The sequence below is a fragment of the Paenibacillus ginsengihumi DSM 21568 genome (assembly GCF_000380965.1).
GTDB lineage: Bacteria > Bacillota > Bacilli > Paenibacillales > NBRC-103111 > Paenibacillus_G > Paenibacillus_G ginsengihumi.
Map to the genome: position 1 here is coordinate 134,887 of NZ_KB905552.1, position 17,993 is coordinate 152,879.

Here is a 17,993-nt window from a genome sequence, read left to right on the forward strand (position 1 = left end):
CAGCTCTTCTTCCGGCCGAGCCGTATTCGACCTGGGGGCGCCGCTGTCGGCGCCTTTAGTCAAACCATCCTTTGCGGTAGAACCAATAAAACATTCCCAGGCCGACCGCGGCCATCAGGCACAGCACCAGACCGTAGCCGTACCGCCATTCGAGCTCGGGCATGTGCGTAAAGTTCATGCCGTAGATGCCGGCGACAAAGGTCAATGGCATGAAGATGGTCGTAATGACCGTGAGCGTCTTCATGATCCGGTTCATCCGGTTGGAGTTGAGCGACATATAGCTGTCCCGGATGTCCGCGGTAATATCGCGGTTTTGCTCGATCATATCGGACAGCTTCCACAAATGGTCGTGAATGTCCTGAAAATATATGGCGTGCTCCTCCATCCCGGCGATGCGCTGCGAGTTCACGATCCGGTACAGCAGATCGCGCATCGGTACGACGATGCGCCGGAGCTTCAGGAGCCGCGAGCGGATTTCGAACAAGCGGGTTAGCAGGTTTTCCGAGTCGTCGTCCCCGTCCTCATGCTCCAGCTCGCCGATCTCATCCTCCAGGGCGTAGACGGATGGGAAATATTGATCCACGAGCTTGTCCATGATCTGGTGCGCGCACGTCAGCGGGCCGCTCTGCGGGGGATTGTCCATCGCGGTCATTTTGTCCCAGGCATCATCGATTTCCTGAAGCTGTTGCAAATGAAAGCTGACCACAAAATCGGGGCCGACGAACAGATCGACCTCCAGCCCTTCCAGCGTCGACGGATGGATGGCGTGCAGGACGAAAAAATGAACGTCGCCGTAGTGGTCCAGCTTGGCCCGCTGGGATAAATGCAGGCAGTCCTCGATGGCGAGCGGATGGAAGCGAAAATGCGACGCCAGCAGCGCCGTCTCTTCCTCCGCAGGCCGGTCCAGATCGACCCAGTACCAGCGAATGTCGGGTTCGGACAGCCGCTCAAGCGGCACATTTCTCAAGAGCTCTCCGGCTGTAGTCACGGCAAGCGCGCGGATCATAGAACAGACTCCTTTTTTGCAGCGGATATTGAGAACGTTCGGGCAATATCAAGAGCTTCGATCATAGCATATGGAATCTTCATCTAAAAAAAACGAGCCGTCTCCCGCCGGAAAGCTCGGGAGAAGCGGCTGCGCTTGATGGGTTCGTATGGAGCTAACGTCTTAGTCTTGGGCGCTAATGCGCAGGCAGGTGCCTGGTTTAGTCCGCCTGCCCCGCAGGCATCGCTTCCGGCGAAGTCAGCTGATCGTAGAAATCGACGAATTGGTTGCGTTTGTCGCTGGCCAACAGGGCCATCGCCGAGCGCGGATGCTCATTGAGCACGCCTGCGATCATGTAAGGAATCAGGTAACCCCATTCCCACTTCTCGCGCATGGAGATCATATGCTTCTCGATCAGCTCGATGACCGGGCGAACGTTGTACCGGGAATTTTTCAGGTGGCTGACCAGCAGCTCTGTCGGGCAGTTGCCGGCGGCGCGTCCCATTCCGTACACCGAGGCGTCGAGGAACTGAACGCCCTTTAGCGCTCCCGTCAGCGTATTGGCGAAAGCCATCTGCATGTTGTTATGCATATGAACGCCCAGCTTCTTCTCGGGAAGCTGTCGCTGGAACTTGGCGACCAGGTAGTCGATGTCCTGCGGAGTCATGCTTCCGTAGGAATCGACGATATACACGACGTCGACAGGGCATTTGGCAATTTCGGCGAACGCTTCGTTCAGATCGTTCTCCATCACATGCGACAGCGCCATAATATTGATCGACGTCTCGTAGCCGAAGCTGTGGAATTTGTTGATCAGATCGATTGCCTTATCGACATCCTTGATATAGCAGGCGACGCGAATCAGGTCAAGCTGGCTCTGTTCCCGGGGCAAAATGTCGTTCTCGTCGACGCGCCCGATATCGACTAGAGCGGACAGCTTCGTCTCGGTTTTGCGAGAGATGACTTCCTTCAGGAAATCCTCATTCAAGAAACGCCAAGGACCGGAGTCGCCTCCTTTCAGCAGCTTGGCCGAGTTCTTGTAGCCGATCTCCATATATGAAACACCGGCTTCGCTTAGGCCGTAGTACATATCTTTGACCATCTGGACGCTGAAGTCCCAGTTGTTGACCAGCCCGCCGTCGCGGATGGTGCAATCCAAAATATGATGATCCTGCGTCATCGTCTTCTCCTCTCCTACTCGCCGTCCCGGCCTTCTGAAGTACAGCCGTGTGACGGAAATGCTTTCGTGCTTTTAGGCTTTCAAGCAATAAAGGGCGCACTTAGTATAAGATAAATAATGTCATAAACAAATGGTCTTGTCAATCCTTGTTCAGGCCCATGTTATTGTTCTGTGATAATGTCATGGCCTGGTTCAGGCTCATTCTGTCATTATGCGATGGTGCGAGTACAGGCTCATTCCTTTCGGAAAGCAGGCGTCGGTTGCGGCGGCTCATATGCAGGTAAGCGTTGAGGCTTGTCCGGCGGCTTCCGTGGCAGTGTTTAACGCTGCAACCGATTTACGCTTATAAATATTAGCTCTATGAATAGTTGCGGCTATTAACGGTTGTGTCCTGCGAAGTGTGTCCGTCCGTCCAACGCGCGGTTGGCCGAATACGGCGGAGATGTGAGATGCCATTGGGGGAGGTACGGTTTGTGTGAAGAATAGGAGGGCTTGGGCTTGCGATGGAGCGCCGTCGCTGAGGCAGCCGGTTCCGCTGCGCGGCTTGGACTGGCCGACCCGGAGCGCCCCGGGCCGATGGACCCGCAGGCTGAGGATCTATCGGCCTGCGGCAAACCGTCTCGACCCGCGGGTTCCGGGCGTTCGCTTGACGCATTACGGCAAGGGGAGGATTTTGATCGAGCCAATAATTGGCAACGGTTTCATCAGGCCACTCGTCGCGTTCAATATCCCGATGATGACCAGCACCAGCAGTCCCAGGTTGATCAGCGAGAGCAGAAACGCTCCGACGATCGGAATCCAGCCGAGCACGATGTTGGCGGCAATGGCCGCAAGCAGCAGCGTCAACGCTTGGTTGGCGTGAAACATGGCGAAGCGGGACTGTTTGGCGGCCAGCAGAGGAAGGAAAAATAAGAGATAGCTGACGGCGGCAATCCACCGGTTGGCTTGTACGTCAGCCGGGTCTGCGCCGAAGGCGGCTTCCTCCTGCGGTTCGGGCGGCAGGCCGGACATGGCAAGCACCTCCCTTCCATTTTCCTGTACGGCGTCGACTGAAGAGTTCTGATGATCGTTATCATACCTATGCTCGGGAGGAAGCAAGTATGCTGAAAAGTGAAGGTATCAGCATGGCCCTTGCTTCCTTGTTCCGCAGTCTGAAGCAGTAGGCCAGGGAGGTGCGGGCGATGGCTCAAGCTCTGCAGGCGGCGTTATTCGCTTCTGCTCGCTCATCCCGCCGCGCTCTGGCTTGCGCTGCTTTGGCTCGGCGAACGAAGCTGGTATCGCCAGGCGCCGCCGGGACGCTAACTGGCGCCACCGTCCGTTCGGCGGCCAGCCTCGGCCTGGATTACGCTGCTGAAGGAATAATCTGTCTGCCGCAAGGGGAAGATATATGCGATCGATTAACCGCAGGACGAGAAGGGACGAATCCATGTGAGCAGTTCACCGATCTTTTTTCAGTTCGATTCTCAAGAAACGGCCGCCCTGGCCCAAGATACATTGGCAGAGCTCGGATACAAGGCAGGCCGGCATTCGGAGACGGGGAAGCCGGTGCTTCATGTCATTGTAGACCGGGGAGATTTGACGTCGGCGCTGGAAATTGCCCAATCTTTCGGAGGGAAGCTGCTTGAGCGCGAGGGAGCCTTGGATGCGAGCCGGACGTTCGATATGGCTTACGACATGGAAGGCATGATTCCGATTCCCGCTCATTTGGTGAATGAAGATTGGGACGAAACGTATGTCGACGTATCCGCCTCGGCTTTTGTCAACAAGTCAAGCGGAGCTTACAATGACGAAGGCGAGTTCGATCCGTCGGGCGACGATTACGACCATTTCGACGCAGGCGTTCATATGTAGCAGAAGCTGCTTTCGGCCAGGCAGGGCGAAAGCGAATGGCGGCGGCAGCGGCAACCGGATCGGCCGGGGGCTGCTGCCGCTGTTTTATGCGGTGCGGGGGACGAAAGCTTTTGACCGGTAAAACAAAGTTGCCCGCCCCCTAATTTTATTAGCGGGGAGAAAACTGTTTCTCTAGACCCACACGGATGTCGTTTGTTATGATGGGTTGGACTTCAATGACGGAACGTCGATCGCTGCAGTATGGAGGGGAACGGAAGTGGAGACGTACGATCGGTTGCGGGAGGGCGAGAAGGGCGCCTGGGTCAGCATTGCCGCCTATATCTTGCTTTCCGCTATCAAAATCGCCATCGGGCTATGGACAGCTTCGAAGGCGCTCACCGCCGACGGCGTAAATAATACAACGGACATCATCGTATCGGTGGCCGTTCTGGTCGGGCTGCGCATTGCGCGGAAGCCGCCGGATACGGATCATCCTTACGGTCATATGCGGGCCGAGACGATCGCCTCGATGGTCGCCTCGTTCATTATGTTTGCTGCGGGACTGCAGGTGATCATCCAGGCTGGGCAAACCTTCTGGGCCGAAGAAAGCGCGCCTGCTCCCGGCATGCTCGCTGCGTGGACGGCGCTGGGCGGCGGAGCTGTCATGTGGGCGGTCTACCGCTACAACCGGAAGCTGGCTGAACGCATCGGCAATCAGTCGCTGATGGCCGCCGCGCTCGACAACCGCTCGGACGCGCTGGTCGGCTTCGGCGCCGCGGCAGGCATCATCGGAGCGCGCCTCGGCTTTCCGTGGCTGGACCCGCTGGCCGCCGTCCTTGTAGGCGTCGTCATCTGCAAGACGGCCTGGGACATCTTCGCCGAATCGTCCCACGCCTTGACCGACGGCTTCGACGAGAAGCGGCTGAAGGAGTTCCGCCGGACCGTGAAGGAAACGCCGGGCGTCAAGCGGCTGAAAGATATTAAGGCGCGGGTGCACGGAAGCAACGTGCTGCTGGACGTCGTCGTCGAGGTAAGCGCCGAACTCAGCGTAGAGCAGAGCCATAATATTAGCGACGAGATCGAGAGCCGGATGCGGGCGATGCATCGGATCGGCAACGTCCATGTGCACATCGAGCCGTACAGCGAGCCGCATCGCGTTATCCCGCAGCGCGATGGGCGGAGTTAGGCGGCGCAAAGTCCGGCGGCTGCGGCAGATGCTGCGCTGCGGCGGCCCCCCAGTCGCCCGAGGCGATGATGGCCGCAAAGCTAACGACCGGGACCGCATAAACGGGCAGCCTCGGGGCAAATACTCCTTCAACTCCGCAAGCCTCTCTAGCGCTTTCAAACGATATTTCCGGTTCGGGCCTGACGTTGACGACGGAGGACGCGGCGCTTTTAGCATAGCAGGCGTTCAGCTTCGCTTCGCAAGCAAAAACGCCCGGATGCATTGCCGCATCCGGGCGGTATATCGGGCTGGGAACCGCCCGTTTTGCTCTTAGATGTGGGCCGGCGTATTGGCGCCGTCGAGCGTGCCGGTATTGCCGCCTCGTCTTGCTTTGCCGAACATTTTGCGCAGCAGCGGAAGCAGATAGTAGTCGATACCGAACTTGCCTGCGTTAGTGCCGGCGACCAAGATGATGAAACCGATCAGCACCAGCCAAGGGTTAGTGCTTACCGTACCGGCGAACAGGAACATGAAGTTCATCATGAGCCCGAAGAATGCAGCCGCGACGGTCAAGCCCCCCAAGATGAGTCCGAGACCGACCAGGAACTCGCCTACCGGAATCAGGAAGTTAATCAGCTTGACGTTCGGCAGCGCGAACCGTTCCAGGAAAGCCGTATAGATCGGATATACCGCAGCTCCTGTCGCTTTATCGGCTACCGGGTTGGCGACGGCGTTTTTCAGGAAGCCTGTCGCATCGAAGCCCCCGGTGAGCTTGTGCCATCCGGCGGTCATCCACTCCCACCCGATATATAACCGGAGAAGCAGGATGAACCCGGCAGCAAATACGTTTTCTCTTAAAAATTTCATCATGGCGGAACATCTCCTTATGCTAAGTTATAGAAATTGCGGGTTAACAAAAATTGTAAGTTGTCAATTTAGTGAAAATTTTCACAAAGTAGTGAACAAAAATAGACAATTTTGAAAGCGGGAGATTGCGGTGCCGGATCGGTAAGACCATCGTTGGTTCATCATACGGATCACCTCCGTGTGCTTGTTCGAACCGGCGCTGGCGCTGGTTCGCTCGTATCGGCTAAGCGAGAGGAGCTTCGACAGCTGCCAGCTGCGGCTCGCGGATTCGCTTTTCCTTACACCTTTACTATAGCATATCCGGCCTTCAAAGTATGTGAAAAAAATCACATAATTGTGAACGCTTTTTGAATGTTGGAGAAAGTTGAACTTCACTGAAAGTGTTAAATCGACGCGCGGCTTTCTGTATCAAGAAAAACAACCGTTAAAGCGCGGTTTGCGGCCAGGTACGAAAGCAGCTGAGGCTTAATCGGGATCAAGCAAGGCGCAGCATTGTCGGGGATGGGGGAGAAGGCAAATGTCGCATTCTGTACAACAAAAACAGGGCAATAACCCGCGCCTGTGGCTCAATGTTGCAGAAAGTGCAACATTTCGGGCGATGCGCCTCGATTTGAAGCCCATCTCGCCCAAATTGTTGCACGAAATACAACATTCCCCTGCCCTTGCGCGAAAGCTATGGAAAATGTTGCATTTTTCGCAGGGTTCGTCGCCTCATGTCACGCATACGCCACTTCGGTAATGGATATTCGCCGGCCGCTGGCCCCTGTTCCCAGATGAATGAACACAGCCAGACGCAGCAGTCGGCTTACGACGGCTTCGCCGCGCCCGCCCGGAGCGCATATTCCGCCGCGTGCTTTCCGGCAGTGTGGCCTGTGGAGAAAGCCGCTGTAATGTTATAGCCGCCGGTATAGCCGTGAATATCGAGGATTTCCCCGCAAAAATATAAGCCTTCCATCCGCTTGGAACCCATCGTGCGGGGATCGACCTCCTTAATATGGACGCCGCCGCCTGTCACGAACGCTTCTTCCAGCGATAGCGTTCCGTTCACGGCGACAGGGAACGATTTCGTCAGCCGGGCAAGCGTCTCCAGCGGTTGCCGCGGCAGTTGGTCGTAAGTGACCTCCCCTTTCAGCCCGGCCTTGCCGAGCAGCAGCGGAATGAGCCGTTCGGGCAGCATGGGCTTCAGCACGTTTTTCAGCGATTTCTTGGCTTCCGTCTTGGCGGCGGCCAGCATCTGATCGTAGATTTCATTGGCCGTGCGATCCGGATACAGGTCGATGGTGACCGTCACGCTGGCGGTCTGGAACTGCTTCTTCGCCTTGACGACGAACTGGCTGCAGCGCAGGGCAGCCGGGCCGGACAAGCCGAAGTGGGTGAAGATCATGTCGCCTTCATGCCGGACGAGCTTCTTGCCCTTCGGATTCCAGACCGTCAGCGCCACATTCCGGAGCGACAAGCCTTGCAGCTCTTTGCTGCGGATAAAAGGTTCGGCGGAAGTGAGCGGCACCTCCGTCGGATACAGTTCCGTAATCGTATGGCCGGCCGCTTCCGCCCAGGCATAACCGTCCCCGGTCGATCCGGTGTGCGGCACCGACCTGCCTCCCGTCGCAATGATAACGCTGCGGCCTGCCACCCGCTCTCCGCCGGCAAGCTCCAGGCCGACTGCGCAGCCCTCGCGATACAGGACGCGCCTCACCGGAACGTTCGTGCGCACCGTAACTCCAAGGCGATGCACTTTGCCGACCAGCGCATCGACGACCGTCTTGGCTTTGTCGCTGACAGGGAACATGCGGCCGTTGTCTTCCTCCTTGAGCGGGATGCCCAGCCCTTCGAAGAAGGCGATAATTTCCCGGCTGCCGAAGGCGGCCATGGCGCTATGCAGAAACCGACCGTTGCCGGGAATGTACTGGATTAATTCATGGTTCGGCTTATTGTTGGTCACATTGCACCGGCCGCCGCCCGAAATGCCGAGCTTCCGGCCAAGCTTGTTGCCCTTGTCGACGAGCAGCGTCCTCGCCCCCTGAGTGCCTGCCGCAATCGCCGCCATCAGGCCGGAGGGGCCGCCGCCAACTATAATCACATCGTACGGATGCTTGTCCAATAGAATGATTTTCCTTTCGCCTTAAGCTGATAACCTTATTATAAAAGCGTTCGCGCTTCCTGCCAAACCAGGCGGACTCCAGAAACCAGGAGCTTGCGAGAGCGGCAGGCGGGACGCTCCCCATTCTATGGCTTTGCCGGCTTATCGCCGCGTGCAGAACGTCTGACATCATCGAGCAAGCGCAGATTGATCGTATACACCGGACATACACCGGAAAAGAGTAGCAAATGCCAACCGGTGTAATGAAACAATTGAAAGCGGTCCGCAGTCCATTCCGGCCCGACGGTCAGCAAAGCCGGTTGGACTTGCTGGACTTGCGCTTTCCCTACAGCTATACGCCGCTTTAGGTGCGGCAGCCTGCTTGAGCGACACATGTTTCCACTTTGTTAACGCGGCGGTTGATTATTTTCGTACCTGCAAATACTACCGGTAGCTGAAAGGAGATGACGCGAAAAATGGCGGCTAACCGCATCAACTCGCCCGAGCAGAAGAAGCAGGCACAGCAAAACAAGAACAAGCAGCCTGACGTGCAGGCCGACAAGAAGCTGACGGGACCGAACCGTCCGTCCGTATAAGGCAGAAGGGAGGCGTGTCAGGGTGAAAAAAGACGAAGCGAATACGCAGGGCTACGAGAATGTGGACACCGAGATCGAATATAACCGGAAGAACGATCCCGAGCTGGACCCTTACGAGATTGAATTTTTGCCCGAATTCCGGCAAGGAAGAGGGCCGCGGCAGCCGTTCGTCAACGAGCACGGCGTGCTGATCGGCGATCATATTTACGAATCCGAGCAATCGCCGCTCGAGCATTGGAGCAAGGAAACCGACCCCGCGATCATGTCGGGGGACGATTGGGTGCATCCGTACAAAGATGTCGGCTTTCATTCCACCGAGAACCGGGAATATTTCGAGCAGGGGATCGCTCCGACTTCGGATACGTTCATGCATCCCGACAAAGTTGTCGCGTACCAGGCTTATCTCGGCGATACGGAGCAAGATAACGACGGGCCAGGACCGGAGCGGAACCGGCAAGCTGACGGTCAAACGCCGGAGTGAAGTCGGCAAGCCGGCGAACAAAAAACGGAGATGAGCCAGCAAGCCGACGGCCAAGCGCCGGAGTGAAGTCGGTAAGCCGGCGAACAAAAAACGGAGCGGAGCCGGCAAGCTGACGGCCAAGCGCCGGAGTGGAGTCGGTCAAGCCGGCGAAACAAAAAACGGAGATGAGCCAGCAAGCCGACGGCCAAGCGCCGGAAGCTAAGCCGCAGCTGTGCGAACGGTCCCGCCCCCTTGGAGCTGTCCAAGGACCGCGGGCCGTTTTTTCGTCGCGATGTGATCGTACCTTTGCATTCACTCCCGGGCGTTGTATAATAGCATAGTAAAGTTTCCATACTTGTTTGTTAGGAAAAGGAGTGAAACGGTCACATGTCTATGTCATTTGAAGCATACATGAGAGATATGATCCAGCCTATGCGGGACGAACTCACTCGAATCGGCGTGAAGGAGCTGCGCACGCCGGAAGAGGTCGTCGAAGCGTTCGAGAATATGAAGGGGACAGCCCTTGTTGTCGTCAACTCCGTATGCGGCTGCGCGGCCGGCCAATGCCGTCCGGGCGTAGCGAAGGCGTTGCAGCATGAGGTGACTCCCGACCACTGGTACACGGTATTCGCCGGACAGGACAAGGAAGCGACGGCCAAGGCCCGCGAATATTTCGCGCCATACCCGCCTTCTTCCCCGTCCATTGCGGTGATGAAGGACGGACAGCTGGTGCATTTCATTCAGCGCCACCAGATCGAGGACCGCTCGGCAGACATGATCGCCGCAGACTTGATTAGCGCATTTGACGAATACTGCAAATAATCGGCTGTTTTCCACTCCTCCGTCTCTTGAAGGCGGAGGATTTTTGTATGATGCGGACAATCGGCGCGCCGTCTCTTTTCAATGGGAAGCAGGCTGGTCTATACTAGAGAATAAAAAGCGGGGAAGGTGTGGAAAAGATATGAGCCTGCAGCAGGAGATTATCGCCAAGCTGGGTGTGAAGCCTGTCATCGATGTGAAGGAAGAAATACGCAAGCGGGTTGACTTTTTGAAGCAATACGTGCTGAAAAGCGGAGTGGACGGCCTCTTGATCGCGATCAGCGGCGGGATTGACAGTGCGGTGGCGACGGGGCTGTGCAAGCTGGCAACGGATGAGCTGACGGCGGAGAAGGGCCGGGAATACAAGACGGTCGGCGTCTTCCAGCCTTGCGGGGAGCAGGCCGACATCGCCGACAGCTACGCGGTGGCCGAGGCGTTCCAGCTCAAATACCGCATCGAGACGAATATCGAGGAAGCGGTCAACGAGATCGCATTGGAAGCCGAGTACGGGCTGAAGTCGATCGGAGTTCACCGCCATTTGAGCCGGGGCGGCAAAGGCAATGTGAAGGCAAGGACGCGCATGGTCGTGCAATATGCGCTCGCCTTCGAGCTGAATCTGCTCGTTGTCGGCACGGATCACGCCTCGGAGGCGATTACCGGCTTCTTTACGAAATACGGCGACGGGGCGGTCGATATTATGCCGCTCAGCACGCTCAACAAGCGTCAGGTCCGGCTCCTGGCGGCGGAACTGGGCGTGCCGCAGTCGGTTCTGGACAAGGCGCCTACTGCAGGGCTTTGGGAAGGGCAGACCGACGAGAGCGAGCTGGGCATTACCTACGACGACAACAGCGATTATCTCGAAGGCAAGGCGATTTCGGCCGAAGCGCAGGAGAAGCTGGAGAAGCAGTATTTGAAAACCGCGCATAAGCGCGAGCCGATTCCCGGCATTTGACAGCGTCTATGATTATCGGCATCGGTACGGATTTGCTGGAAATCGGGCGCATGGCGCGCATTCTGGAGCAGCCATCCGGCGGGCGGTTTTTGGAGAGGGTGCTGACCGAGCGGGAACGATCCATGGCCGCCTCGCGCCGCGGCCGGCTCGCCGAGTTCGCCGCCGGACGCTTCGCTGCCAAAGAGGCGGTCGCCAAGGCGTTCGGCTGCGGCATCGGCAGGCAGCTCGGCTTTCAAGACATCGAGGTGCTATCGGATGACTGCGGCAAGCCGGTCTGCCGCCTGTCCGAATCGGCCTGGGCCAGGCTTGGACACGATCCAGCGGCAACGGTCTGCCATTTGAGCATCACGCACGGGGAGACGGCCGCCGTCGCTTACGCCGTCGTTGAGCATGTCGGGCCCCGGCGATCCTAAGCTTTCGGAGCGAAACATAAGTCCCTGATTATGGGTTATACTAAGCCCGCAGACATGAAGCGGCCGATGAATAGCCGTTATCGGGAGGTGGGTTCCATGGACGATCCGAAGGATGAAGGCATCTGTCCGCAGTGCGGCTTCCGCTTGGTGCAGCGCAAGGAAGCGTTCGATTGCTTCGACCCGGAGGATAGAGAAGCGATGGATTGCCCGGGCTGCAGACATTTGAAATCATTCGCTCCGCCATATTGGGAATGACGCGCGGCGGCTGTTTCCCATAACGGACAAACCGGCCGTCCCGTCATTGCGCCAGGGACGGCCGGTTTGTCGTTCGCGAGGCCGATGCAGGCCGCGCCGATTCGCGTCGCTGCAGACGGCAGCCTGCCCGTTTCAAGGAGCGGCGAGGAGGATGTCGTAAAGCTGTTGCGCGGAAAGACCATGAACCGGACAGGCGTCACTTTTTCTCCGCCAGCCAGCTTGCGAGCGAATCGATCTCTTCCGGCTTGAGCTTGCCGGAGTAACCGGGCATGCCCCGGCCGCCGTTTTCGATCTGCTTGACGATCTCGTCTTTCGTGAGCCGTTCGCCGACCTTCTGCAGGTTCGTCCTTTCCCCGACGCGCCCTTCCAGCTCGTTGCCGTGACAGGACAGGCAGTTGGATTTGTACAGCGACTGCACTTCGGGGGAAGCCCCGGCCATCGCCTCTTCCGAAGGGCCGCCCGCAGCCTTGCCTCCGCCGAACGGCGCCGGGCTGTCCTTGGGGCCGCAGCCTGACAGGAGAATGGCGCAAGCAGCGGCCACGAAGCTGACTTGTTTCCATCGCTTATTCATGACGTTTCTCCTCTTTTCTTCCATAATCTAAGCATCCACCCCAGCGAGATCAGGCTGAGACCTCCGAATCCCCCGACGAACAGGGAGGCATGTCCGAGATTCCACAGCGCCGTGCAGGTGGTCACGGCAAACAGCCACAGCCCGAGCAGGAAAGGCGGCTTGCCGAGCCGGAAGCTCCAGCAGACGAAGCCGACCGCCAGGGCGTAGCCCTTCACCAGCGGCCAAAAGAAAGGGTCCACCGCCTGGATATAATACAGCACCGCGACGCCTGCCGCTCCCATCAGCACCGGAGAGACGGCCAGCCAGACGGACCGCGGGCCGGGCAGCGTGCGATGAAGGCGCTGCAGGAGAATCAGCGAGATCAGCACCGCCGCCCCGTATGTCCAATATTGATAAGCTTCCACAGCTCTCCATTGACCGAAAAAACCGATTGCTGCCGACGCGATCCATTGCATGCCCCACAAATACAGAAACTGAGCATACGGCGCGTCCTCGATACGACAGCGGCTCGTTCCCCGGACGGGTTGCTCCGCCGCCATGCCGGGAGCGGGTACGAACCGTTCGGAACGCTGCGCACGCTCCGCCATGATAAGTCACACCTTTCGCGCGAAATCGTCTAAATGCAGCGTACACTTTTCCTCAAATGAAGTCAAACCGCGGCGAGCCGCAGGCTGGCGCCGTTTCCGCCGCAGCTGAGTTGCCGGCTTGTTGCGGCCGAATGCGGGGGGATTTAGGAGCATGTTTTCGCTCAATCAGCGGGCCGGCATAAAACGGTGCTTTTTGGCGTATTCCCGCGGCGAGACGCCGGTCACCTTTTTGAAGATGCGGCTGAAATAAAACTCGTCGGAATAGCCTACGCTGCTGGCGATCGACTTCAGCTTGTAATCGGAGAGGACGAGCAGTTCCTTGGCCCGGTCTACGCGCAGATGGGTCAAATAATCGATCGGGCTGTAGCCGATATATTTTTTGAACAGTCGCGAATAGTGGCTGACGCTGAGCCCGGCCAACTGCGCCAGCCCTTCCAGCGTCAGCGGCTCCTGATAATGGCCGATCATGTAGTCCTGCGTCAGCTCGATGGCCGCGGTCGTATCCCCGGCGATCTTCTGCGCGCGGAAATCCTGCACGAGCGTCATGAACAGCTCGAGCAGCAGCACCTTGCGGCGCATCGCCGTCATGTGGCCCCGGCGCTTCCACAGTCCGTTAAGCTGCTCGAACAAATAAATGAGCTGCGGCGTGTTCGTAACCGTATACATGCCTTCGAGGGGAAATTTGGACTCGGCCGAGCTGCGGTACACCCATTGTTCCTTCTCCTCGAAACATTCCGTATAATGAAAACGTAGAAAGTAGTATTCCAGCGGATTATCCGGATCGCTGCGGCGCTCCACCTTCATGCCCGGCGCGAAGCAGAACAGCTTGCCCGGTTCGGCAGGGTAATGGGTATCGTTGATCGTGAAGGTTCCCTTCCCTTTAATAATAAGCCATAGCGAGTGGTATCGGATCGTCCGCGGCTTCTGATACCAGGTTTCGTCGCATTTCTGATGGCCGACCAGCAGGATGGAGATGACCAGTTTGTTCAATCTGGCGGCTAATTCGCCTGGAGTCAGCATCGGGATCCCCTTTCTTTGTGTATACCGTCAACTTGGCGCCAAGCAGCGGCGGCTGCGCGTGTCCAAGTGTCAGGATATCATGCCGGCGTATCTATGTCTTCGTCCGCCGGGACAAGATCTCGTCGCATGCGCTTTTACCCATTATACCGCGAAAATGCAGGTCAAGAGAAGGAGACAATAATGTACAATACGGAACAAATGCAATATTTTTCTAGGGAGCTGCTGGATTGGTACGGGCGCCATAAACGCGACCTGCCTTGGCGGCGCAGCCGGAATCCTTATCATATTTGGGTGTCGGAGGTCATGCTGCAGCAGACGCGGGTCGATACGGTGATCCCGTATTATCATCGCTTCATCAACCAGTTCCCGACGGTGGAGGCGCTGGCCGACGCCCCCGAGGAAGATGTGCTCAAGGCGTGGGAAGGGCTCGGCTACTACTCCCGTGCCCGAAATCTGCAAGGCGCGGTGCGCGAGGTGAAGGAGCGATACGGCGGCCGGGTGCCGGATACGAAGGAGGAGATGTTCTCACTCAAGGGGGTCGGCCCGTATACGGCCGGAGCGGTGCTCAGCATCGCCTACAACAAGCCCGAGCCGGCCGTGGACGGCAATGTCATGCGCGTATTGTCCCGCTATTTTCTGATCGAGGAGGACATCATGAAGAGCGGGACGCGCGCGCTGATGGAGAAGCTGGCCAAGGCGCTGATCCCTGAGGGCGCGGCCGGCGAGTTCAACCAGGCGCTGATGGAGCTTGGCGCGCTCGTATGCACTCCCCGGTCTCCGCAATGCTTGACCTGTCCGGTGATGGAGCGCTGCTCGGGCCGCGAGGCCGGGATGGAAGAAGCGCTGCCGGTCAAGAAGAAAGCGAAGCCGCCGCGGCCGGAGAGGCGGCTCGCTGCGCTCGTCGAAGGGACGGGCCATAACGCCGGCAAGGTGCTGATCCGGCAGCGGCCGGCCGAAGGGCTGCTGGCCCGGATGTGGGAGCTGCCGCATACGGAGGCGGCCGGGCAGCCTGACGCTGCGTGCGCAGTCGCGGGCAGCGCGGAGGGGGCGGCGCAGCTGGACGCTTACTTGGCCGCAGAGAGCATCGGCATCGGGCCGGCGGAGTGGTACATGCAGGCCGGGCATACGTTCAGCCACATCCGCTGGGAGATGGACGTGTTTCGCTGCCGGGCGGAAAGCTCCCCGCTCGGTGCGGATCGCAGCCCGCTGCTGCCTTCCCATTATCGCTGGCTGGCGCGCGAAGAGATGGAACAGTACGCGTTCCCCAATGTGTTCCTGCGCATCTTGAACCGGTATTTTGCTGAGGAAACTTGCTGAACGATCCGCACGGCAGAGCTGCCGGGCCATTCCCGGAGCTTGAGGCTGGCACTATATCACTGTACGACGAAATGAGTGAGTCCTACCCCAATGAGCCGAATTATTCCGCTTTTGCAAAACATCCCTTTGTTTCAGGATTTGTCCGTATCCGAGCTGGAGTCGATCGCTCCGTTATTCGTGGAGAAAAAGTACAAGAAAGGGACGGTTTTGTTTTTCGAGGAAGAAGAGGGAAACGAGTTGTTTCTGGTCGAGTCGGGAACCGTGAAAGTATATCGGATCGATCAGACGAAGGAAATCATTTTGGCCTTATTTCGGGAAGGCGATTTCTTCGGGGAGATGTCGTTGATTCAGCAGGGACAGACCCGGTCGGCGACGGCGGAAACGATCGAGACGACGGTGATCCATTCGCTCGCCCGCTCGGAGTTCCGGAAGTTTTTGGAACGCTCGCCGAAGCTGTGCTTCCGGCTGCTGGAGACGACGATCGAGCGCCTTCGCAAGGCGAACGAACAAATCTTCGACCTGACGTTTCTCGATGTACGCTCTAGGACCATCAAGCAAATTTTTCGTCTTTCGGAGCAGTATGGCGTGGCCAAGCCTGCGGGCACCTTCATCAATTTGAAGCTGACCCATCAGCAGCTGGCCAATCTGGTCGGCACCGTGCGGGAATCGGTAACCAAAGTGTTGCAGGAGCTTCAGGAGCTGGGAATCATCTCGATCGAGAAAAAAATCATCCTCATCAAGGATTTGGAGGCGCTGAAGCGGCTCATCCATTAATGTCGGCAGGCTGCCCGGCCCGGTTCCGCCAAAAAAAACAGCCCGTTCGCATCATGCGAACGGGCTGTTTGTACGCGAGCGGAATTATTTTACCGCCGCTTCGTAGCGCTTGCCGACTTCTTCCCAGTTTACAACGTTCCAGAAAGCGGCGATGTAGTCCGGGCGCTTGTTCTGATATTTCAGGTAGTAAGCATGCTCCCATACGTCCAGGCCGAGGAGAGGCGTGTCGCCTTCCATGATCGGGCTGTCCTGGTTCGGCAGGCTGTATACTTTCAGCTTGCCGTCTTTGCCAACGGCGAGCCAAGCCCAACCGCTGCCGAAGCGGGTAGCTGCCGCTTTGGCGAAGTCTTCCTTGAATTTATCGAAGCCGCCCAGCTCGTTATTGATCGCTTCCGCCAGCTTGCCGGTCGGCTGACCGCCGCCGTTCGGGCCGATCGTTACCCAGAAGAGGGAGTGGTTAGCATGGCCGCCGCCGTTGTTGCGGACAGCAGTCCGGATGCTCTCCGGCAAGCTGTTCAGGTCGGCAATCAGCTCTTCCACGCTCTTGGATTGAAGCTCCGGATGAGCTTCCAGCGCGGCATTCAGGTTCGTTACGTATGTGTTGTGGTGACGATCATGGTGGATCATCATGGTCGTCTCGTCAATGTGCGGTTCAAGAGCATTGTTCGGATAAGGAAGCGGCGGTAATTGGTGTGCCATCTTTAGTAATACCTCCTAAGTGGAATATGATGTCATTTCCAAGCTCTATTATCGCTTATTTTACAGATAAAATCAACATAAATGTATAGAAACCCTGCGAGCTCCTTTGGCGGGCCCAGTCCGATCGCCCTGCACCGTCATATCGTTCCACGCGATCCGGCCAAATATACCATGCGGAAACAGCGGGCGGACGCCAGCTATGGCGCAGCGGTTTTTCGCATGATCCGAATATTCGCATAATTCGCATAATATAATTTGGATAATTCCAATAAACTGTCCCGGCTGTCGTATTCGTGAAAAAACGCCCAACATGCGCCCAGCGGAAAAAAGTTTTTGAAAAAAGAATAAAATTTTTTTAAACTTTTTTTGAAATGGGGAAGGAATTTAGCGTTTTTTGTCGTATTTTATTCTTTATCAATTCTAACTGCTGCGGGGGAGTTTAGAATGCTTGCATGTACGTATCAAATCCGTTCGTTTCAGTTGTCCGATTACGTTGGAGTGACCGAGCTTCTCGAGGACGTGCTTTCCGAAGCGTGTTACGAGGAGACGATGAAAGCATTCGCAAGGCAGCTGTCCTGGGACAGCGAACTGATTATGGTGGCCGAGGAAGACGGTCGGGTGGTAGGCGTTATCGTAGGCACGATTGACAATCACAACGGCTATTATTACCGGATTGCGGTAAGCAAGGCTTATCGGCGCCGGGGGATCGGCAAAGCGCTGATCGAATCGCTGAGAACGCGATTTGTTCTGCGGAAGGTTCGGCGCATTATGGTGAATGTCGACGTCCATAACGAAGTTGTGCTGCCGCTGTACGAATCGGTCGGTTACCAAGAGAACGATTTCTCCCATACCCCCCACAGGTTGAAGATCGTAGCGGGATAACCTTCACAAAGATATACCGGATGACCTGAGCATAACCCGAGGAAGCGTCCTCGAACGAGTTATGCTTTTTTTATCGTTACAGACCGTTTAACTTCGCTAAAGCGACCAAGCGAAGTGCGACTTTCTGTACCAAGAAATACGACCGCTAAAGCGCGGTCGCTCATCCTTGGATGGACGTCGATAGATGGTTTTCATTTTGCCGGGCGAGCGGCGGTTGCTTGAAAGCGGCCGAAACACCGTTTATTCTTATAACTCAACTTTCGCACCTAGAAAATCAATGTAAAACCAATTGTGGAGCGGGCTTAGGGTCTGCTGATTAGCCAGCTTGCCAAAATAGAAAAACACCGCTTCGTTTGGTAAAGTGAGAGTAACGACTTCCACTACCAGACAGAAGAGGTGTCTTCCATCATGATAGATCATCAGCCCGACCTGAATCAACTGCCTAACGAATTAAAGCCCGCTTTTCAAGAACTGAAAGTGATGAAACATCTTCAACAAGCCGGATTCCGTAAGCGTTTTGGCTTTAGCTGTGCTCGGCTGT

The 17,993-nt window shown here is 57.0% G+C and carries 19 protein-coding genes; 10 read left to right on the top strand and 9 right to left on the bottom strand.

The window, feature by feature from the left end; translation table 11 throughout:
* Positions 1-55 precede the first annotated feature (55 nt).
* The 3 genes from corA to F591_RS0104625 form a co-directional block, all read right to left on the bottom strand.
* Positions 56-1,006, bottom strand: coding sequence for a magnesium/cobalt transporter CorA (gene corA, locus F591_RS0104615; RefSeq protein ID WP_019533420.1), 951 nt, complete (start codon positions 1,004-1,006; stop codon positions 56-58).
* A gap of 199 nt (positions 1,007-1,205) precedes the next feature.
* Positions 1,206-2,165, bottom strand: coding sequence for an aldolase catalytic domain-containing protein (locus F591_RS0104620; RefSeq protein WP_019533421.1), 960 nt, complete (start codon positions 2,163-2,165; stop codon positions 1,206-1,208).
* Between the two features lie 654 nt (positions 2,166-2,819).
* On the bottom strand, positions 2,820-3,176 hold the full coding sequence (locus F591_RS0104625) for a hypothetical protein (protein WP_019533422.1): 357 nt from the start codon (positions 3,174-3,176) through the stop codon (positions 2,820-2,822).
* 417 nt (positions 3,177-3,593) lie between these two features.
* Between F591_RS0104625 and F591_RS0104630 the strand changes: the two genes are divergently transcribed.
* Both F591_RS0104630 and F591_RS27395 read left to right on the top strand, forming a co-directional pair.
* Positions 3,594-4,016: a hypothetical protein gene (locus F591_RS0104630; protein WP_019533423.1), complete on the top strand. Its 423-nt coding sequence runs from the start codon at positions 3,594-3,596 to the stop codon at positions 4,014-4,016.
* A gap of 256 nt (positions 4,017-4,272) precedes the next feature.
* A complete protein-coding gene (locus tag F591_RS27395; RefSeq protein ID WP_019533424.1) occupies positions 4,273-5,181 on the top strand; it encodes a cation diffusion facilitator family transporter in 909 nt (302 codons plus the stop codon).
* A gap of 309 nt (positions 5,182-5,490) precedes the next feature.
* Here F591_RS27395 and F591_RS0104645 read toward each other — a convergent pair whose 3' ends face one another.
* Positions 5,491-6,030, bottom strand: coding sequence for a DoxX family membrane protein (locus tag F591_RS0104645; protein ID WP_019533426.1), 540 nt, complete (start codon positions 6,028-6,030; stop codon positions 5,491-5,493).
* 802 nt (positions 6,031-6,832) lie between these two features.
* Positions 6,833-8,128 (bottom strand): BaiN/RdsA family NAD(P)/FAD-dependent oxidoreductase, encoded by a 1,296-nt coding sequence (locus F591_RS0104650; protein ID WP_019533427.1) that lies wholly within the window; start codon positions 8,126-8,128, stop codon positions 6,833-6,835.
* 597 nt (positions 8,129-8,725) lie between these two features.
* Here F591_RS0104650 and F591_RS0104660 point away from each other — a divergent pair.
* From F591_RS0104660 to F591_RS31225, 5 genes are all read left to right on the top strand, one after another.
* Entirely contained in the window at positions 8,726-9,184 is a 459-nt protein-coding gene (locus tag F591_RS0104660; RefSeq protein ID WP_019533429.1) for a DUF3905 domain-containing protein, read from the top strand.
* Between the two features lie 366 nt (positions 9,185-9,550).
* Positions 9,551-9,985, top strand: coding sequence for a BrxA/BrxB family bacilliredoxin (locus tag F591_RS0104665; protein ID WP_019533430.1), 435 nt, complete (start codon positions 9,551-9,553; stop codon positions 9,983-9,985).
* A 139-nt stretch (positions 9,986-10,124) separates the two neighbouring features.
* Complete coding sequence (gene nadE, locus F591_RS0104670; RefSeq protein ID WP_019533431.1) at positions 10,125-10,934, top strand: ammonia-dependent NAD(+) synthetase; 810 nt, start codon at positions 10,125-10,127, stop codon at positions 10,932-10,934.
* Between the two features lie 8 nt (positions 10,935-10,942).
* Complete coding sequence (gene acpS, locus F591_RS0104675; RefSeq protein WP_019533432.1) at positions 10,943-11,347, top strand: holo-ACP synthase; 405 nt, start codon at positions 10,943-10,945, stop codon at positions 11,345-11,347.
* Between the two features lie 96 nt (positions 11,348-11,443).
* Positions 11,444-11,602: a hypothetical protein gene (locus tag F591_RS31225; RefSeq protein ID WP_019533433.1), complete on the top strand. Its 159-nt coding sequence runs from the start codon at positions 11,444-11,446 to the stop codon at positions 11,600-11,602.
* Positions 11,603-11,798: 196 nt separating this feature from the next.
* On the opposite strand, the gene F591_RS0104685 is transcribed toward F591_RS31225, so the two are convergent.
* The 3 genes from F591_RS0104685 to F591_RS0104695 all read right to left on the bottom strand — a co-directional run bounded on the left by F591_RS0104685 (position 11,799) and on the right by F591_RS0104695 (position 13,780).
* Positions 11,799-12,173 carry a c-type cytochrome gene (locus tag F591_RS0104685; RefSeq protein WP_019533434.1) on the bottom strand — a complete coding sequence of 125 codons (375 nt, stop codon included), beginning with the start codon at positions 12,171-12,173 and terminating at the stop codon, positions 11,799-11,801.
* Positions 12,170-12,760, bottom strand: a complete 591-nt coding sequence (locus tag F591_RS0104690; protein WP_019533435.1) for a hypothetical protein — start codon at positions 12,758-12,760, stop codon at positions 12,170-12,172. The genes F591_RS0104685 and F591_RS0104690 overlap by 4 nt, the downstream gene beginning before the upstream one ends.
* A gap of 165 nt (positions 12,761-12,925) precedes the next feature.
* Positions 12,926-13,780, bottom strand: coding sequence for an AraC family transcriptional regulator (locus F591_RS0104695; protein WP_019533436.1), 855 nt, complete (start codon positions 13,778-13,780; stop codon positions 12,926-12,928).
* Positions 13,781-13,960: 180 nt separating this feature from the next.
* Between F591_RS0104695 and mutY the strand changes: the two genes are divergently transcribed.
* Both mutY and F591_RS0104705 read left to right on the top strand, forming a co-directional pair.
* Entirely contained in the window at positions 13,961-15,097 is a 1,137-nt protein-coding gene (mutY, locus tag F591_RS0104700; RefSeq protein ID WP_019533437.1) for an A/G-specific adenine glycosylase, read from the top strand.
* Positions 15,098-15,187: 90 nt separating this feature from the next.
* Positions 15,188-15,871 (top strand): Crp/Fnr family transcriptional regulator, encoded by a 684-nt coding sequence (locus F591_RS0104705; protein ID WP_019533438.1) that lies wholly within the window; start codon positions 15,188-15,190, stop codon positions 15,869-15,871.
* An 84-nt stretch (positions 15,872-15,955) separates the two neighbouring features.
* On the opposite strand, the gene F591_RS0104710 is transcribed toward F591_RS0104705, so the two are convergent.
* Positions 15,956-16,570: a superoxide dismutase gene (locus tag F591_RS0104710; RefSeq protein ID WP_019533439.1), complete on the bottom strand. Its 615-nt coding sequence runs from the start codon at positions 16,568-16,570 to the stop codon at positions 15,956-15,958.
* A gap of 444 nt (positions 16,571-17,014) precedes the next feature.
* Here F591_RS0104710 and F591_RS0104715 point away from each other — a divergent pair, with 444 nt between their 5' ends.
* Positions 17,015-17,452, top strand: coding sequence for a GNAT family N-acetyltransferase (locus F591_RS0104715; protein WP_019533440.1), 438 nt, complete (start codon positions 17,015-17,017; stop codon positions 17,450-17,452).
* Positions 17,453-17,993: the final 541 nt, after the last annotated feature.

Excerpts from the sequence above, each read along its gene's own strand:
- corA (WP_019533420.1), bottom strand. The coding sequence starts at position 1,006 with ATGATCCGCGCGCTTGCCGTGACTACAGCCGGAGAGCTCTTGAGAAAT.
- F591_RS0104620 (WP_019533421.1), bottom strand. The coding sequence starts at position 2,165 with ATGACGCAGGATCATCATATTTTGGATTGCACCATCCGCGACGGCGGG.
- F591_RS0104625 (WP_019533422.1), bottom strand. The coding sequence starts at position 3,176 with ATGTCCGGCCTGCCGCCCGAACCGCAGGAGGAAGCCGCCTTCGGCGCA.
- F591_RS0104645 (WP_019533426.1), bottom strand. The coding sequence starts at position 6,030 with ATGATGAAATTTTTAAGAGAAAACGTATTTGCTGCCGGGTTCATCCTG.
- F591_RS0104665 (WP_019533430.1), top strand. The coding sequence starts at position 9,551 with ATGTCTATGTCATTTGAAGCATACATGAGAGATATGATCCAGCCTATG.
- nadE (WP_019533431.1), top strand. The coding sequence starts at position 10,125 with ATGAGCCTGCAGCAGGAGATTATCGCCAAGCTGGGTGTGAAGCCTGTC.
- acpS (WP_019533432.1), top strand. The coding sequence starts at position 10,943 with ATGATTATCGGCATCGGTACGGATTTGCTGGAAATCGGGCGCATGGCG.
- F591_RS31225 (WP_019533433.1), top strand. The coding sequence starts at position 11,444 with ATGGACGATCCGAAGGATGAAGGCATCTGTCCGCAGTGCGGCTTCCGC.
- F591_RS0104685 (WP_019533434.1), bottom strand. The coding sequence starts at position 12,173 with ATGAATAAGCGATGGAAACAAGTCAGCTTCGTGGCCGCTGCTTGCGCC.
- F591_RS0104690 (WP_019533435.1), bottom strand. The coding sequence starts at position 12,760 with ATGGCGGAGCGTGCGCAGCGTTCCGAACGGTTCGTACCCGCTCCCGGC.
- F591_RS0104695 (WP_019533436.1), bottom strand. The coding sequence starts at position 13,780 with ATGCTGACTCCAGGCGAATTAGCCGCCAGATTGAACAAACTGGTCATC.
- mutY (WP_019533437.1), top strand. The coding sequence starts at position 13,961 with ATGTACAATACGGAACAAATGCAATATTTTTCTAGGGAGCTGCTGGAT.
- F591_RS0104705 (WP_019533438.1), top strand. The coding sequence starts at position 15,188 with ATGAGCCGAATTATTCCGCTTTTGCAAAACATCCCTTTGTTTCAGGAT.
- F591_RS0104710 (WP_019533439.1), bottom strand. The coding sequence starts at position 16,570 with ATGGCACACCAATTACCGCCGCTTCCTTATCCGAACAATGCTCTTGAA.
- F591_RS0104715 (WP_019533440.1), top strand. The coding sequence starts at position 17,015 with ATGCTTGCATGTACGTATCAAATCCGTTCGTTTCAGTTGTCCGATTAC.